This window comes from Komagataeibacter sucrofermentans DSM 15973 (assembly GCF_040581405.1).
In the GTDB taxonomy this organism is placed as follows: Bacteria; Pseudomonadota; Alphaproteobacteria; order Acetobacterales; family Acetobacteraceae; genus Komagataeibacter; species Komagataeibacter sucrofermentans.
In genome coordinates, this window is record NZ_CP137157.1 from 500,001 (window position 1) to 514,777 (window position 14,777).

General features: G+C 55.5%; 14 protein-coding genes, 1 tRNA gene and 2 rRNA genes (1 of these 17 only partly in view). 9 read left to right on the forward strand and 8 right to left on the reverse strand.

Translation table 11 applies throughout. The features are described 5' to 3' along the window. The 6 genes from R5N89_RS02390 to istB form a co-directional block, all read left to right on the forward strand. Nucleotides 1-1,864, forward strand: a 23S ribosomal RNA gene (locus tag R5N89_RS02390); it begins 877 nt to the left of the window's first position. Nucleotides 1,865-1,980: 116 nt separating this feature from the next. Next, nucleotides 1,981-2,096 (forward strand): 5S ribosomal RNA (gene rrf, locus R5N89_RS02395). Between the two features lie 20 nt (nucleotides 2,097-2,116). Continuing rightward, a tRNA-Met gene (locus tag R5N89_RS02400) sits at nucleotides 2,117-2,193 on the forward strand. Nucleotides 2,194-2,541: 348 nt separating this feature from the next. Continuing rightward, the gene (locus R5N89_RS02405) at nucleotides 2,542-3,249 is read left to right on the forward strand and encodes a LysR family transcriptional regulator (RefSeq protein WP_110570279.1); all 708 of its coding nucleotides are present in this window, start codon (nucleotides 2,542-2,544) and stop codon (nucleotides 3,247-3,249) included. Nucleotides 3,250-3,415: 166 nt separating this feature from the next. Continuing rightward, nucleotides 3,416-4,939 (forward strand): IS21 family transposase, encoded by a 1,524-nt coding sequence (gene istA, locus R5N89_RS02410; protein WP_110570287.1) that lies wholly within the window; start codon nucleotides 3,416-3,418, stop codon nucleotides 4,937-4,939. Next, a complete protein-coding gene (gene istB, locus R5N89_RS02415) occupies nucleotides 4,929-5,708 on the forward strand; it encodes an IS21-like element helper ATPase IstB (RefSeq protein ID WP_087609052.1) in 780 nt (259 codons plus the stop codon). Before istA ends, istB begins: the two co-directional genes overlap by 11 nt. 184 nt (nucleotides 5,709-5,892) lie before the next feature. Here the strand turns inward: istB and R5N89_RS02420 are convergent, their stop codons facing one another. Further along, nucleotides 5,893-6,090 (reverse strand): hypothetical protein, encoded by a 198-nt coding sequence (locus R5N89_RS02420; RefSeq protein WP_110566959.1) that lies wholly within the window; start codon nucleotides 6,088-6,090, stop codon nucleotides 5,893-5,895. A gap of 321 nt (nucleotides 6,091-6,411) precedes the next feature. Continuing rightward, complete coding sequence (locus R5N89_RS02425) at nucleotides 6,412-6,717, reverse strand: hypothetical protein (RefSeq protein WP_146220176.1); 306 nt, start codon at nucleotides 6,715-6,717, stop codon at nucleotides 6,412-6,414. Nucleotides 6,718-6,917: 200 nt separating this feature from the next. Here R5N89_RS02425 and R5N89_RS16350 point away from each other — a divergent pair, with 200 nt between their 5' ends. Further along, entirely contained in the window at nucleotides 6,918-7,037 is a 120-nt protein-coding gene (locus R5N89_RS16350; RefSeq protein WP_408887032.1) for a type II toxin-antitoxin system ParD family antitoxin, read from the forward strand. 317 nt (nucleotides 7,038-7,354) lie between these two features. Here R5N89_RS16350 and R5N89_RS02430 read toward each other — a convergent pair whose 3' ends face one another. The 3 genes from R5N89_RS02430 to R5N89_RS02440 form a co-directional block, all read right to left on the reverse strand. Continuing rightward, a complete protein-coding gene (locus tag R5N89_RS02430; RefSeq protein ID WP_110566963.1) occupies nucleotides 7,355-8,194 on the reverse strand; it encodes an MIP/aquaporin family protein in 840 nt (279 codons plus the stop codon). Between the two features lie 31 nt (nucleotides 8,195-8,225). Beyond that, nucleotides 8,226-9,725 carry a glycerol kinase GlpK gene (gene glpK, locus R5N89_RS02435; RefSeq protein WP_110566965.1) on the reverse strand — a complete coding sequence of 500 codons (1,500 nt, stop codon included), beginning with the start codon at nucleotides 9,723-9,725 and terminating at the stop codon, nucleotides 8,226-8,228. A 67-nt stretch (nucleotides 9,726-9,792) separates the two neighbouring features. Then, entirely contained in the window at nucleotides 9,793-11,292 is a 1,500-nt protein-coding gene (locus R5N89_RS02440; RefSeq protein WP_110566967.1) for a carbohydrate porin, read from the reverse strand. 450 nt (nucleotides 11,293-11,742) lie between these two features. On the opposite strand from R5N89_RS02440, the gene R5N89_RS02445 reads away from it, so the two are divergent. Continuing rightward, nucleotides 11,743-12,537: an OBAP family protein gene (locus tag R5N89_RS02445; protein WP_110566969.1), complete on the forward strand. Its 795-nt coding sequence runs from the start codon at nucleotides 11,743-11,745 to the stop codon at nucleotides 12,535-12,537. Here R5N89_RS02445 and R5N89_RS02450 read toward each other — a convergent pair. Next, on the reverse strand, nucleotides 12,507-12,812 hold the full coding sequence (locus R5N89_RS02450; RefSeq protein ID WP_146220177.1) for a hypothetical protein: 306 nt from the start codon (nucleotides 12,810-12,812) through the stop codon (nucleotides 12,507-12,509). The two genes, R5N89_RS02445 and R5N89_RS02450, sit on opposite strands and share 31 nt — an antisense overlap. Between R5N89_RS02450 and R5N89_RS02455 the strand changes: the two genes are divergently transcribed. Next, nucleotides 12,811-13,716 (forward strand): DNA adenine methylase, encoded by a 906-nt coding sequence (locus R5N89_RS02455; RefSeq protein WP_110566971.1) that lies wholly within the window; start codon nucleotides 12,811-12,813, stop codon nucleotides 13,714-13,716. The two genes, R5N89_RS02450 and R5N89_RS02455, sit on opposite strands and share 2 nt — an antisense overlap. On the opposite strand, the gene R5N89_RS02460 is transcribed toward R5N89_RS02455, so the two are convergent. Both R5N89_RS02460 and R5N89_RS02465 read right to left on the reverse strand, forming a co-directional pair. Next, on the reverse strand, nucleotides 13,705-14,439 hold the full coding sequence (locus R5N89_RS02460) for a hypothetical protein (protein WP_208624612.1): 735 nt from the start codon (nucleotides 14,437-14,439) through the stop codon (nucleotides 13,705-13,707). The genes R5N89_RS02455 and R5N89_RS02460 overlap by 12 nt on opposite strands. Beyond that, nucleotides 14,432-14,671: a helix-turn-helix domain-containing protein gene (locus R5N89_RS02465; protein ID WP_110566975.1), complete on the reverse strand. Its 240-nt coding sequence runs from the start codon at nucleotides 14,669-14,671 to the stop codon at nucleotides 14,432-14,434. Before R5N89_RS02465 ends, R5N89_RS02460 begins: the two co-directional genes overlap by 8 nt. Nucleotides 14,672-14,777: the final 106 nt, after the last annotated feature.

Below are 14,777 nucleotides of genomic sequence, written 5' to 3' on the forward strand. Positions count from 1 at the left end.
ACCAAACCTAACCAAACTCCGAATACCCGGAAGTATGAGCTCGGCAGACAGACAGTGGGTGCTAAGGTCCATTGTCGAGAGGGAAACAGCCCAGACCACCAGCTAAGGCCCCCAAATCGTGGCTAAGTGGGAAAGGATGTGAGGATTCCAAAACAACCAGGAGGTTGGCTTAGAAGCAGCCATCCTTTAAAGAAAGCGTAATAGCTCACTGGTCTAATAGAAACCTTGCGCCGAAAATGTAACGGGGCTCAAGCCACGTGCCGAAGCTGTGGGTGCATTCTATGAATGCGCGGTAGCGGAGCGTTCCGTAGGTCTGTGAAGGAGACGGGGTGACCCTCTCTGGAGATATCGGAAGTGCGAATGCTGACATGAGTAGCGACAAACAGTGCGAGAAACACTGTCGCCGAAAGTCCAAGGGTTCCTGCGCAAGGTTAATCCGCGCAGGGTGAGCCGGCCCCTAAGGCGAGGGCGAAAGCCGTAGTCGATGGAAACCGGGCAAATATTCCCGGGCCTGCCAGAAGTGACGAATACAATATGTTGTCGGGTCTTATCGGATTGATCCGGCTTTTGGAGTATTCCAGGAAATAGCTCTGGCATATAGACCGTACCCGAAACCGACACAGGTGGACTGGTAGAGAATACCAAGGCGCTTGAGAGAACGATGCTGAAGGAACTAGGCAAATTACTTGCGTAACTTCGGGATAAGCAAGACCCGTCAGTGGGCAACCATCGGCGGGTGGCACAGACCAGGGGGTAGCGACTGTTTAGTAAAAACACAGGGCTGTGCGAAGTCGAGAGACGACGTATACGGCCTGACGCCTGCCCGGTGCCGGAAGGTTAAGAGGAGGTGTGCAAGCACCGAATTGAAGCCCCGGTAAACGGCGGCCGTAACTATAACGGTCCTAAGGTAGCGAAATTCCTTGTCGGGTAAGTTCCGACCTGCACGAATGGCGTAACGACTTCCCCGCTGTCTCCAGCATCGGCTCAGCGAAATTGAATTCCCCGTGAAGATGCGGGGTACCCGCGGTCAGACGGAAAGACCCTATGAACCTTTACTGCAGCTTTGCAGTGGCATCAGAGACATTCTGTGTAGGATAGGTGGGAGGCTTTGAAACCGGGGCGCCAGTTCCGGTGGAGCCATCCTTGAAATACCACCCTGACTGTTTCTGATGTCTAACCGAGGCCTGTTAGCCAGGTCCGGGACCCTGCATGGTGGGCAGTTTGACTGGGGCGGTCGCCTCCCAAAGTGTAACGGAGGCGCGCGATGGTGGGCTCAGGCCGGTCGGAAACCGGCTGTCGAGTGCAATGGCATAAGCCCGCCTGACTGTGAGAGTGACAGCTCGATCAGAGACGAAAGTCGGCCATAGTGATCCGGTGGTCCCGCGTGGAAGGGCCATCGCTCAACGGATAAAAGGTACTCTAGGGATAACAGGCTGATCTCCCCCAAGAGTCCACATCGACGGGGAGGTTTGGCACCTCGATGTCGGCTCATCACATCCTGGGGCTGGAGCAGGTCCCAAGGGTTCGGCTGTTCGCCGATTAAAGTGGTACGTGAGCTGGGTTTAGAACGTCGTGAGACAGTTCGGTCCCTATCTGCCGTGGGTGTTGGAGACTTGAGAGGATTTGTCCCTAGTACGAGAGGACCGGGATGAACATACCTCTGGTGCACCGGTTGTCGCGCCAGCGGCACAGCCGGGTAGCTAAGTGTGGACGGGATAACCGCTGAAAGCATCTAAGCGGGAAACCCACCTCAAAACAAGGTCTCCCCAAGGGCCGTGATAGACCATCACGTCAATAGGCCAGGTGTGGAAGCGCAGTAATGCGTGCAGCTGACTGGTCCTAATCGCCCAATAGGCTCATTCCATCGCCACAATCGTGGCAACACACATGCACAGCAGTCATCCACTCTCAATACATAGTCATACAAAAAACACCAACCCATCCACATCAAGTCCAACCCCATACGGGGAGACTCGATGACCTGGTGGCCATGGCGGGGAATGATCCACCCGATCCCATCCCGAACTCGGCCGTGAAAACCCCCAGCGCCCATGATACTGTGCCTTAAGGCACGGGAAAGTCAGTCGCCGCCAGGTCTTCCAGTCTCCCCCACAACCGCGGGGTGGAGCAGCCCGGTAGCTCGTCAGGCTCATAACCTGAAGGCCGCAGGTTCAAATCCTGCCCCCGCAACCAAAATTACCAAACGAAATCAATGACTTAAAAGGCGGCGCAAGCCGCCTTTTGTCGTTCCAGTGCACCGACTGGAATCATATAGGAATCAAACGGTGGAGAATTCACGCGTAGCAGCCGGACGCGCGGGGTGTGGCGCGAGAGGGCCGGGAACGACCCGAATCGGTCATGCCGCCTTCAGGTCGCGATTTGGGCGACGCCATTGCGATGTATATGCGCGGCCCCATAAAAGGCCCGGAGATGCTCACAAAAGCACGCATCCTTACCTTATGACTTCAATGATTGGATGAAACAAGCGACAACAAAGGCTGTGCCGACGGGTTTGGCCGTCGCGTTGGGTAAGTCAGCCTTATGTCCAAAGCCGATCTGAACCTCTTACACGCTCTGGATATCCTGATCGAAGTCCAGAGTGTGACGCTCGCCGCCGAACGTCTGGGGACAAGCCCGCCTTCGGTCAGTCGCTTGTTGGCCCGAGCCCGTGACATGCTGGACAACCAGATTCTGGTGCGGGCTGGACGCGGGCTGGTTGCGACGGAACGCGCCAAGGAGCTTCAGGCGGGCATCCGTCATCTTCTTGCTGAGGCGGATACCCTGCTGAATGCTCATGCGGCGTTCGATCCCGGCGGGCTTGAGCGTCGTTTCACGATCCGGGCCAATGACGGCTTCACGGGGGCGTTCGCCTCCGGTCTATACAATATTCTTGCTGATCAGGCCCCACGCGCGACCCTGCGTTTCGCCCAGGAACATGAGTTCGATGATGAGGCGCTTCGGGAAGGGCGGATCGACCTGGACATCGGTGCAAGCCGCGCAATGGGACCAGAAGTTCGGCTTCAAACCATTTTCCGCGATCATCATATCGCGCTTGCCCGTGACGATCACCCGATCTTCTCCAGGGATATTTCTCCCGAAACCTTCGCGGCCTTTCCGCATATCAGCGTCTCGCGCCGTGGGCGCTCCGCAGGGCCGGTCGATGAGGCTCTTCAGAAACTCGGGCTGACACGACATGTCCCGTTGATCGTTGAGGTGGTCCCGTCCGTTCGGACAGTTTTGCGGGCTTGATAAGCTATACCCGGTTGTTGTTATGCCGCCCTTCTGACGGCGTTGCTGTTGGCCTGTTGATTTTCACTGAGAACTGACCCGGGTAGGGCGGAAATTTTCATCGAGATTTGACCCATGCCTTCACACTCCCCGGCAGCATCTGCTGGGGGTTTGAGGAGTGATTGACATGGAGCTTCTGAGTGTGATCCGTCGGTGGCACTGCCGGGATCATCTTCCGATCCGCGAGATCGAACGCCGGACGGGACTGTCACGCAATACGATCCGGAAATATCTCCGGGCACAGAGTATTGAACCACGGTTTCAGGTTCCCGAACGTCCCAGCCGACTGGACCCGTTTGCTGACAGGCTGAGGGGATGGCTGGTCCTGGAAGCCGCTCGCCCCCGCAAGAACCGGCGCACGGCGCGACGACTGCATGAAGACCTTGTGGCGCTGGGTTATGATGGGTCCTACGGACGGGTGGCCGCTTTCATCCGGCAGTGGAAACACGAACAGCGCCAGGCACGCCAGACAACGGGTCGGGGTGTTTTCGTGCCCCTGTGCTTCCAGCCCGGGGAAGCCTTCCAGTTCGACTGGGGCGAGGACTGGGCGGTGATTGCCGGGCATCGCGTCAAGCTGCAGGTTGCCCACACCAAACTGTCCTTCAGCCGGGCCTTCATACTCAGGGCCTATCCCCTGCAGACCCACGAGATGCTTTTCGATGCGCTTACCGAGGCCTTCCGCGTGCTCGGTGGCGTGCCGCGGCGGGGTATTTTTGACAACATGAAGACCGCCGTGGACCGGATTGGGTCGGGCAAGGCACGTCAGGTCAATCTGCGCTTCATGGCCCTGGCCAGCCATTATCTGTTCGAGGCGACCTTCTGCAATCCGGCAGCCGGATGGGAGAAAGGGCAGATCGAGAAGACCGTGCAGGATGCCCGGCGCCAGATCTGGCAGGATCTGCCTGCCTTTCCTGATCTGGGGGCGCTGAACGCCTGGCTGGAAGCCCGCTGCCTGGACTGTTGGGAACGGCTGCAGCATGCTGAATTGCCGCACAGCGTCTCCGAGGTCCATGCCAGCGAACGTCCCCACCTCATGATCCCGGGGCGGCCCTTTGACGGGTTTGTCGAACAGACCAAGCGCGTCTCACCAACCTGCCTGATCCAGTTCGAAGGCAATCGCTACAGCGTGCCGGCCTCCTTTGCCAATCGTCCGGTCAGCCTGCGGGTTTATCCCGACAGGCTACGCATTATCGCCGAAGGGCAGGTTCTGTGCGTGCATGACCGGATCATCACGCGTTCGCATGGTGTGCCAGGCCGCACGGTGTATGACTGGCGGCATTATCTGGCGGTCATCCAGCGCAAACCGGGCGCCCTGCGCAATGGCGCGCCGTTTACCGAATTGCCAGCCGCCTTCCGGACCCTGCAGGATCAACTGCTCAGGCGGCCTGGAGGCGACCGGGAAATGGCTGAAATCCTGGCCCTTGTGCTGCAGCATGATGAGCAGGCTGTCCTCTGCGCGGTTGAACTGGCACTTGAAGACGGCGTGGCGACCAAGACCCATGTTCTCAATACGCTTCATCGCCTGATCGATGCCAAGAGAACCGTGGTTCCCCGGCTTGATGCCCCACAGGCCCTGGTGCTCGCACACGAACCGTGCGCCGATACAGGGCGGTATGACATCCTGCGAAGGGACAGCCGCCATGCGTCATGATCCTGCTGCTGCTTCACTTGTCGTCATGCTCCGTGGATTGCGGATGTATGGCATGGCCCAGGCCACGGCCGACCTCATCGAGCAGGGCGCGCCCGCCTTCGAGGCGGCCATCCCCATCCTCTCGCAGCTCCTGAAGGCGGAACTGGCCGAACGCGAAGTCCGCTCCATCGCCTACCAGACAAAGACCGCCCGGTTCCCCGCCTACAAGGACCTGTCCGGGTTCTCCTTTGCCGATACGCAGGTCAACGAGCCCATGATCCGCCAGCTCCATGGCGGGGACTTCATCGAGCGTGCTGAAAATGTCGTGCTGATCGGTGGCCCGGGAACCGGGAAAACCCACCTGGCGACCGCGCTGGCCATCCAGGCGATCACCCATCACCGCAAGAAGGCGCGCTTCTGGTCAACGGTCGACCTGGTCAATGCGCTCGAACAGGAAAAGATCGCCAACCGGGCCGGGCAGATTGCCGACAGGCTGCTCCGCCTGGATCTCGTGATCCTTGATGAACTCGGTTATCTCCCCTTCAGTGCATCAGGGGGCGCCCTGCTGTTCCATCTGCTCAGCCGCCTCTACGAGCGCACCAGTGTCATCATCACAACCAATCTCAGCTTCAGTGAATGGGGTGATGTCTTTGGTGACCCGAAGATGACGACGGCGCTCCTCGATCGGCTGACCCATCACTGTCATATCCTCGAGACAGGAAATGACAGCTACAGGTTCCGCGCCAGCACCGCCGCGTCAAAAAACAAAAAGGACAGATCCTCTTCTTGACCGCCCGCCTCACTATGCCTGAAATAGCATCTGGCTGGGTCAATTCCTGATGAAAAACCCGGGTCAGTTCTCAGTGAAAATCAACACCACCACTATTAGGATCCGTCATTTTGGTCCGGCCTGACTGGATAATCTCGCGATTCTCCAAAGTGACGGCGGCCTTTAACCTTGATCTTGCTCGCGCCTATTTCTCGCATGGTTCGACGCAATCGATATAGAAGGTGTCGCCTCGCCCATCATAGACCACCCCGCATTCCTCGGCTTCCTCATATCTCGCCTTAGAAAAATAGCGTAGCTTGCCGTCGACTCCGGTCTTCACGATCAGGTTCTCTTCCTCGGGTTCGTCGTCTGACAAGCTGGTGACAACACGACGTTCTAGCATGATGGCATCGTCATCGAGACGGCTGCCGCGAACCCTATGCGCGACACGTCGTGCGAATAAGTGGCGCCATCGGGGTAGAAGCTGAGGAGACTACCTGCGCCTCCGGCAGATCCGGCGGTACGTCGAATGCACGCTCAAGTTATTCGGTGCCAGATTCTTGAACGTCTGCCAGTGCCAAAACTGGTCAACTGCATGCAGTCGGTCAACCTTACGGTGACGTGCATCTTGTCGTCTTTCACCACACCATGTGTCGCAAATGTAGCGGCCATTCAAACGATGTTGGTCGAAGTGTCCAACTGGACATGTTTCAATCCGCTTTTATCATTTATCTGGAAGGCTTCCGATTTTATGCTTTCCACCGTTGGTGGTCACCCGAAGTACAAATTCAACGCGCGAGCCATCCTCGATGTGTTTATTGTTGAAATATTTGCCAGTCATCACTTCATGGCCTTCGTTTATGATGCTCTCAACCTCTTTGATACTTTTCCATTGATGATCGTGCCAACGAAATTCCTGCTCGCTCGGAAGTTTTCCCCAGCGATACATATGGAATTCAGAGTTAATGTGATTGGTAGCTCCTAACGGTCGAGCGCCGACAATACGATATTTACGTTTTTCAGTTGCCATGGTTCCCCCCGTTAACGATTGAGATCAGAGAGATAGATCGCCGCCCCTCTCGATCCGCATCTCAGACTATCAAAATGCGGATCAATTGAGAACCTCCGCCCTGAGTAAGGCCCACGGCGTTATGTGCGCCGCACAGCGGATGGGCAATTGAGGGTGTAATTTTTTTGCCAATTTTTGCCATTAACGAATAGGTTGCCGACATGAGCACGATGAACATCTTGCTCCCGGAGGCCATGAAAAGCTTCGTCGACGAGCAAGTCGTCGGGTGGGGCTTTGGGACCAGCAGCGAATATGTGCGCGAACTGATCCGTCGGGATTAGGGCCGGCCGCAACGGCGTCCTGCGAACGGCCATTCCCTCGACCGCGCGGTAACGCTTTAGCGGAGGTAAGCCGAGCATCTGTCCTGATTTAAAGTGTTAAGCTTCTGATACCGCGCAATTATATTGCCGCCTGAAGTGAATGTGCGAATCGGCGCTTGCGTGCCCCCGCAACTAGACCAAACATCATAATGCCAAACAAAAAACCCGCCCCTCAAAGGCGGGGTTTTTGCGTTCTGAAAATAATCCATATGCAGGGGCGCGGTACCCCCAGACCTGAAAGCAGGCTGTGCCAGCAAGGTCTCTCAATGGGGAAACCCCTACTCCCCTATGATAATGCTTTCCGCGTCGACCTTGCTTTGCAGTGCCTTCTGTGCACGCAGTTGTGCGGGTAGGAAGGGGAAGACCAGATATTCATAGGCTGTGGCCCCCACCAGCCCCCCGATCAGCGGCCCGACAACGGGCACCCACCAGTAATGACCAGTTGCGGGCAGGGCGGCTTCATGCCACCCGGCAATATAGGCGAACAGGCGCGGGCCAAAATCACGGGCCGGGTTAATGGCCCATGCTTCGAGATACCCCATGGAAGCACCGATGGCCGCGACAAGAAAGCCTATGATCAGCGCACCAAAATTGGCGCCGGGCGCCATTTCATTATACTGTTCGGTAATGGCGAAAATGCCGAATACCAGTATGGCGGTCAGGATGATTTCATCGCTGAAGGCGTGCCATATGGTTATGCCCGGCCCAGGTGCGGTAAAAAATACCCCCGCCCCACCGCCGCCCGCGCGTGCAAGTTGGTGGATGTCATTGAAGTGGTTGATGACAGGGTAATACAGTGCGTAAACCAGCCCTGCCCCCACAAAGCCACCCACGATCTGCGCAATCCAGTAGGGCACCACTTTTTTCCATGGAAAGGCGCGATAGGTTGCCAGCGCAAGGGTAACCGCCGGGTTGGCATGCGTGCCCGATACGGATCCGGTGGCATAGATGGCAACAGTCACCCCCAGTCCCCATACAATGCACACCCCCCAGTAGGACTGCAGGTAAGGACTGGGATCATAGAGGAGATACATCGCCGCCACGGAATCACCGAAGGCGATGATGATGAATACGGCAAGTGCTTCAGAAATCAGCTCACCCAGGAATTCCCTGTTCATTGGCCTGTTTCCTTATATGTGCTCAGAGGGCTCATTCTGCCCAGTCAAAGGATTTCTGTACTGCCTTCTTCCACCAGCCCAGGTAGCGGCTGCGCTGTTCCGGCGGCATGGTGGGCTGCCAGGTGCGGTCCACTTCCCAGTTGGCGCGCAGGTCATCGATGTTTTTCCAGTAACCCACGGCCAGGCCAGCAGCGTAGGCCGCGCCGAGTGCTGTGGTTTCCACCACTTTCGGGCGCACGACCGGCACATTCAGGATATCGGCCTGGAATTGCATCAGCAGTTCGTTTGCCACCATGCCGCCATCCGTTTTCAGGCTGCTCAGGATGATGCCGCTGTCTTCCTCCATGGCGGCGACCACATCGCGCACCTGATAGGCCGTGGCCTCCAGCGTTGCGCGGGCAAAATGCGCGCGGGTGACATAGCGGGTCAGCCCCACAATGACCCCACGGGCATTTTCCTTCCAGTATGGCGCATACAGGCCCGAAAAGGCGGGGACGATATAGATCCCGCCATTATCCGCCACGCTGCGGGCCAGCGGTTCGATCTGTGTGGCCAGATCAAACAGCTTCAGGTTATCGCGCAGCCACTGTACCAGAGCGCCCGTAATGGCAATGGAACCTTCCAGCGCGTAGCGTGGTTCTTCCGTGCCAAACTGGTAGGCGACCGTTGTCAGCAGTCCTGCTTTGGACTGGACCGGCTCGGTGCCGGTATTCATCAGCAAAAACGAGCCGGTGCCGTAGGTATTCTTGGCTTCCCCCGGTGCAAAACAGGTCTGTCCTACAAGGGCCGCCTGCTGGTCGCCCAGAATGCCGGCAAGCTTCGTGCCCTGCAGGCTGGGAATGACGATCGTGCCGTAAACCTGTGAGGACGGAACAATGCGCGGCAGGCAGGCAGCGGGAATGGAAAAGGCTGCAAGCATGTCCTCATCCCACGCGCAGGTTTTCAGGTTCATGAGTTGCGTGCGTGACGCGTTGGTCACGTCGGTAATGTGAATGCCCCCCTTCACCCCACCCGTCAGGTTCCATGAAAGCCAGCTGTCTATCGTACCGAACAGGGCCTGCCCGCTTTCGGCTTTCTCGCGTGCGCCTTCCACGTTATCGAGCAGCCAACGCAGTTTCAGCCCCGCAAAATAGCTTGCCAGCGGCAGGCCCGTAATGGCACGGAAACGGTCCTGCCCCCCGTCATGGGCATAGTCGCTGACGAGTTGGTCCACGCGGGTGTCCTGCCATACGATGGCGTTATGCAGCGGCTGGCCTGTTGTCCTGTCCCATAGCACGGCGGTCTCGCGCTGGTTGGTGATCCCGACCGATACCAGGCTGGCCGCGCCCAGATTGGCGCGGGCCATGGCCGCACCAATCATTTCATTCGTGTTTTCAAGAATTTCCAAGGGATCGTGTTCAACCCAGCCGGGCCTGGGATAGATCTGGCGATGCTCCTTCTGCGCAACGGAAACCACGGTTCCCTTCCGATCGAAGATCATGAAGCGGGAACTGGTCGTGCCCTGGTCTATTGCGCCAACGTATTCCGTCATGCTGCATTCCTTTTTATTATTTACAGTAACGCTTCATATGTTCTGTTTTTTTACTGTACGGCAGGATTTACAGATTGGTGGTGAACTGGAAGCCGATCACCGCCGCATCGTGGAAGGTGGTTGTAGCCCCCGGGCGCTGCAGATACTGGAAATCAGGCTGGAAGGCCGTGCCACGGGCGACGTGGATGCTGTAGAAGGCTTCCCATACATTTTCATGGCTCTGTATGCCGTAAACGGCTCCCCACTGATTGGGCAGGTAGGGCAGGCCGAGCGCAAGCGAGGATTCCTGCTGCAGGGCCACGGTGTGGCTCATTTCCATATACTGGAACATGACGCCTATCTGATCGAGCGGGCGGCCCCAGGGTGTGCCGCTTTGCAGCAGGCCGATCCATTCATGATCGCGCATGGCGACCTGGCTGCCCTGTGTGTAATCAACGCCCCCGATCACGATCAGGCCGTTCGCCAGCCCGTCTCCGCTGCGGTGGATCATCTGGTTGAACATGAGCCATGCCGCGTTCATGCCGGTTTCATACCGGCGCGGCTGGCCCGTCGCCTGGAACGAATTGCCGTTTATGTCGGCATACAGGTTGGGATAACGGGAATTGTCATACCAGTATCCGATCTTGTAATGCCCCAGCAGGTGATGCCTGCCAAAGGAGGGGCTCCATCCGATCTCGACCTGGGATGAAAGCTTTCCCAGCCCGTCTTGCCCCAGCGCCCAGCCGGATATACCGCCATTATAGGCATGGGGGCTGACGGCAAAGATGCCGCCCATGATGTAGGTCCGCAACGTGGGGCGCACCCGCAGGACCGCGCCGAGGTTGCCTGAAGGCCAGTCCCGTCCGCCCGGCACGTATTTTGAGGGTGCGGGATTGCCGCATACCGATACGTTCATGAACGAACAGACAAGATAATCCTGATTGAAAAAACTTCCTGTCGGTATGACACCAACCGACAGGATGATGCGGTCACGCAGGAAGCCCTTGTCGGCATACATGTCCACCAGATGGGCAACCACGTTGCCGCGTGCGCCATATATTTCTTCAGGATTGGTGACCGAATCCCCTATGGCGTTGGACAGGTTGCTTCCGTGCCCGTTGACGACCAGCATATGGGTCCAGAAGGAGGGAATCCCTGCCAGGCGTTGCCAGTCTATGTCCAGCGCGCCGGCGACCTGACCGGCCAGCACGTTGGCGCGCTGTTTGCCACCGGTAATATTGCCCATATATTCTTCATTGACGGTAACATTGAGGAATATGCCCCGATTTGTCAGCCACGGCTGTATGCCGCCCCAGTCTCCAAGCAGGTGTGGGGTGGCTGTCAGCATGGGCACGAGGGGACCGATGGCCACCTGTCCGCTTTCTGTCATGGGAAAGGCGGCAGGCTCGTAATGGGTTGTAAAGGCGGTCTTGGCGGTTTCTGTCTGGGCCAATACTTCGGAAGTAAGCATGCAACCGGCGAACAGCATTCCCACCGTAACGGCCAGAAGCCTGATATGGGCAGGAAAGTTGTTCCATGTTATTGCAGACTTATTCTCGTTCTTGGCGCATGTCGTGATGACACACATTATCTGCACTCCCTTCCCGGGGGCCTTATGGCCACGGGCGCGGCTATCAGGAACACAGTGTGTATCGGTGTACGAGTAAGAAAGATTTAATTCATGAATAACACAAGTTCGTGAATAATTTACTTATCTTATATTTTTGGTGATTTATATATTCGGAATACAAAGCCATTCTGTATCGAATAAAAAATGATTTTATGATCGTGTCGCCATCATGGCCACCCCGGGCGCGGATCGCCGCTGCTGCAAAAACTGTTACCGCCCGCTTCAGAGCCGCCTTCACCAGAAGACATGCAGGATGTGTCTTTATTCCTTGCATGTCCTGTTTTTATGGCCCGGTATCCCGCCATAAACCGGCCGGGTAATGCGCACGGTATCCTCCATGAAACTTCAGCGGACAGAGGCGCTTTATAGCGGCACGGAACATGCTTCATGTGCATGAAAGGACAGGCCATGTCGTTCCTTCATAACTTCACCTGCCGCCGATGTTTCAGCCGCACGCTGGCTGCAACCCTTGTTGCGGCACCCCTTTCGGCAATTGCAGGGCGCAGGGCCGGTGCGGCGGACAAAAAGCTGGCTCCTGTTCCCGGCGGCCCCACATCCCTGCGCAGCGATATGCTCGACGTGGCGGCGGATACGCTACAGGTCAAGAAACCGATTGATGCGATGAGCGCGTATCTGAGCGGTTTCCATTTCTATGCCGATGATCTGGGCCGTCAGGTGGAGGCCAACCATTTCTGCACGCATCTGAGCGAGGGTTTCCATCAATGCGTGATTTATGAAGCCAACCAGAAAAATGCCAGGTTGATCGGCATTGAATACATTGTCAGTGAAAAAATATTCAGGACACTCCCTGAAGAAGAAAAGAAATTATGGCATAGCCATCATTACGAGGTAAAATCCGGCATGCTTGTCGCACCCGGCGTGCCCGATATGGGCGAGCATGCTTTCATGGCCGATCTCGTCACCACGTACGGCAAGACATGGCACACCTGGCAGATCGACCGGGACAATGAACTGCCTCTGGGCATTCCCCAGTTGATGATGGGCTTTACCAAAGACGGTCAGATCCGTCAGTCCCTTCTGGATGACCGGGACAGGCGTTTCGATATTTCCACCCGGAGCGAAAAAGAGAACCGTGCCGATATCCCGACGCCACAGATTGTGGCGGGCGCCAACACCTGGCAGGGCGGCACGACGCCACAGTTGCAGCTTGTTCAGATGCCCGTAAAAAATCCTGCGCAATAATAAATGAATAACCCCTGCATTTCCCGACGCCCGGCCTCCTGAAAATGAGGAGAGGAGGCATTGATGGGAAAGTCCGATTTCTGTTCGCGCGGGTGCATGGGTGTGAAACCGGTCGTGACAGAAAGGCTTTTCAGGAATGCTGATCTCCAGAACCGGCTCTTGAGGGTTAAAACAGGAGATTTCTGCCTGTTCTGCAGGTACGGGCATATGGCCGACATTACCAGGTGTTTTCTCTCTTGATTGATGACGACTTCAAGTAGCATACTGCGGGTCATGATCAGGCAGCCCCTCTCTATCCAGCCAATCCCGTATCAGGGCAGCAAGCGCGCCCTGGCGCCGCGTATCTGTAGTTTGTTCCCGCAGAAAGTAGGAACACTTTATGAGCCGTTTGCGGGATCTGCAGCCATTACGTTGTTTGCAGCAACCCATGATCTGGCTGATCGATTTATCATTGGTGATTGTTACGGCCCGCTTGTTGAATTATGGAAACTCATTATCGAGACCCCTTCGGAACTCTCTGAAAGATATGCCGAAGTCTGGCAGGCTCAATTTGAGGTGGGGCTCTCTCACTTCAATGATGTACGTGCCCAATACAATGAAAACAGTGATCCCGTTCTTCTGCTGTATCTGATTGCGCGATGTGTTAAAAATGCTGTCAGATTCAATAAGGAAGGGAAATTCACGCAGTCCGCCGATAAGCGGCGCACGGGAATGAAGCCTGATCGCCTGACACGCACAGTTCACGCTGCAAGTCGGTTGCTTAAAGGCCGGACAACCACATTTCATGGTGATTTTCTGGGCTGCGTAAACGGCGCGTCAAGTAATGACCTGATCTATATGGATCCGCCATATCATGGAACAACCTATGGAACGGACAAGAGATATGCTTCCGGCCTGGAACGGGAACGTCTTATAGAAGGACTGCATCACCTGGATGCACAATCCGTTCCTTATATCCTGTCATATGATGGTCAGATGGGTGATAAGGTTTACGGGGAACCGTTGCCGCCCACCGTTAATGCTGACCGCCTGGCTATCCATGCTGGTCGTTCATCCCAGGCAACCATTAGTGGAAAAGTCGCAGAAACCATCGAGAGCCTTTATGTTTCCCGGTCCCTGAATGCACAGGATGCTGATATCTACCGGCCCAAACCAGCGCAGGAGCGACTATTCGTTTAGTTTGCGTTTGATAAGGTCAGCCAGTGAAATTCCATCATTGACAGCCTGTTGTGCCAGATGATCATAAATAAGGGTTTCCTGACCGCTCCATATTAGGTCAATACGCCTGCATGGCTCTCCACAAATATGCGTATAGTGTTCAGGAAACGCCCAGAAGCACGATTTGCAAAAATCAGGAGAGCGCGCGCCTGAGAAATTGGGACAGTGCTCACAAGCCCAACTTTTCTGGCGGTTTGATGAGGCATCCAGCAGCATGAATAACGATGGATCAAAAGAGCCGTCATCACCAGAAATCTCATAGGGAATTCGATGATCTATCTGCAGGCAGGCTTCTGGTAGAAGTGTATGAGTGATGGCATCACGAGAACCATGCAACGCGATTAGGTCTTGCTTTAACTTTTTTGGAAATGCTTTCCGCCCACCAATGCGACCATGAACAATATCGGCGGCATCACCAAATGTATATACGCCCATACGGCGTTTGGTACCTGGTTTAATAACGCTATGTGTTATTAGAGGAATACCGTTTTCCCGAACATCCCTGATTGCTCTTGGTGGGTGATTATATTCAGTACTTAATTGTTCATTGGTTATGAAACCGTTTTCAAGAATACGATCTATTACAGCACGAGCACGTTTTGCCTGAACACTCTCGCAAAGTTTGCGCATTTTCGGATCCAGAGATGATGCTGGTGTTTTTTTTATGCTGTTAATATCAGTCATGTTTAATCTCTAATAGGTGTGATGGCGATACATTTAAAGCATTGGAAAGTGATTCCAATGTTGATAACGTTATATTTCTTTCAGATCGCTCAACTGAACCAATGTATGTTCTATGGTATCCACAAATATAAGCAAGCTCTTCTTGAGATAGCCCCATGGTCAAGCGTAACCGCTTAACATTTGAAGCAATTATATATCTAAGCTTCTTGCCGTCTGTTTCTTGGTTACTCATGATTGTAGCATCGTTGAGTAAAGAACACTTTAAGTCTACAGACTTTAAGTAGCTTCCTGCAGGTAAAATGTCTTTCCCTCCCGAAGTGCTCTATGGGCGCAGGAAA

Coding starts and splice junctions, on each gene's coding strand:
- glpK (WP_110566965.1), bottom strand. CDS start 9,725: ATGACGGAATACGTTGGCGCAATAGACCAGGGCACGACCAGTTCCCGC.
- R5N89_RS02440 (WP_110566967.1), bottom strand. CDS start 11,292: ATGTGTGTCATCACGACATGCGCCAAGAACGAGAATAAGTCTGCAATA.
- R5N89_RS02460 (WP_208624612.1), bottom strand. CDS start 14,439: ATGACTGATATTAACAGCATAAAAAAAACACCAGCATCATCTCTGGAT.
- R5N89_RS02445 (WP_110566969.1), top strand. CDS start 11,743: ATGTCGTTCCTTCATAACTTCACCTGCCGCCGATGTTTCAGCCGCACG.
- istA (WP_110570287.1), top strand. CDS start 3,416: ATGGAGCTTCTGAGTGTGATCCGTCGGTGGCACTGCCGGGATCATCTT.
- R5N89_RS02430 (WP_110566963.1), bottom strand. CDS start 8,194: ATGAACAGGGAATTCCTGGGTGAGCTGATTTCTGAAGCACTTGCCGTA.
- R5N89_RS02450 (WP_146220177.1), bottom strand. CDS start 12,812: ATGACCCGCAGTATGCTACTTGAAGTCGTCATCAATCAAGAGAGAAAA.
- R5N89_RS02425 (WP_146220176.1), bottom strand. CDS start 6,717: ATGGCAACTGAAAAACGTAAATATCGTATTGTCGGCGCTCGACCGTTA.
- R5N89_RS02405 (WP_110570279.1), top strand. CDS start 2,542: ATGTCCAAAGCCGATCTGAACCTCTTACACGCTCTGGATATCCTGATC.
- istB (WP_087609052.1), top strand. CDS start 4,929: ATGCGTCATGATCCTGCTGCTGCTTCACTTGTCGTCATGCTCCGTGGA.
- R5N89_RS02455 (WP_110566971.1), top strand. CDS start 12,811: ATGATCAGGCAGCCCCTCTCTATCCAGCCAATCCCGTATCAGGGCAGC.
- R5N89_RS02420 (WP_110566959.1), bottom strand. CDS start 6,090: ATGCTAGAACGTCGTGTTGTCACCAGCTTGTCAGACGACGAACCCGAG.
- R5N89_RS16350 (WP_408887032.1), top strand. CDS start 6,918: ATGAGCACGATGAACATCTTGCTCCCGGAGGCCATGAAAAGCTTCGTC.
- R5N89_RS02465 (WP_110566975.1), bottom strand. CDS start 14,671: ATGAGTAACCAAGAAACAGACGGCAAGAAGCTTAGATATATAATTGCT.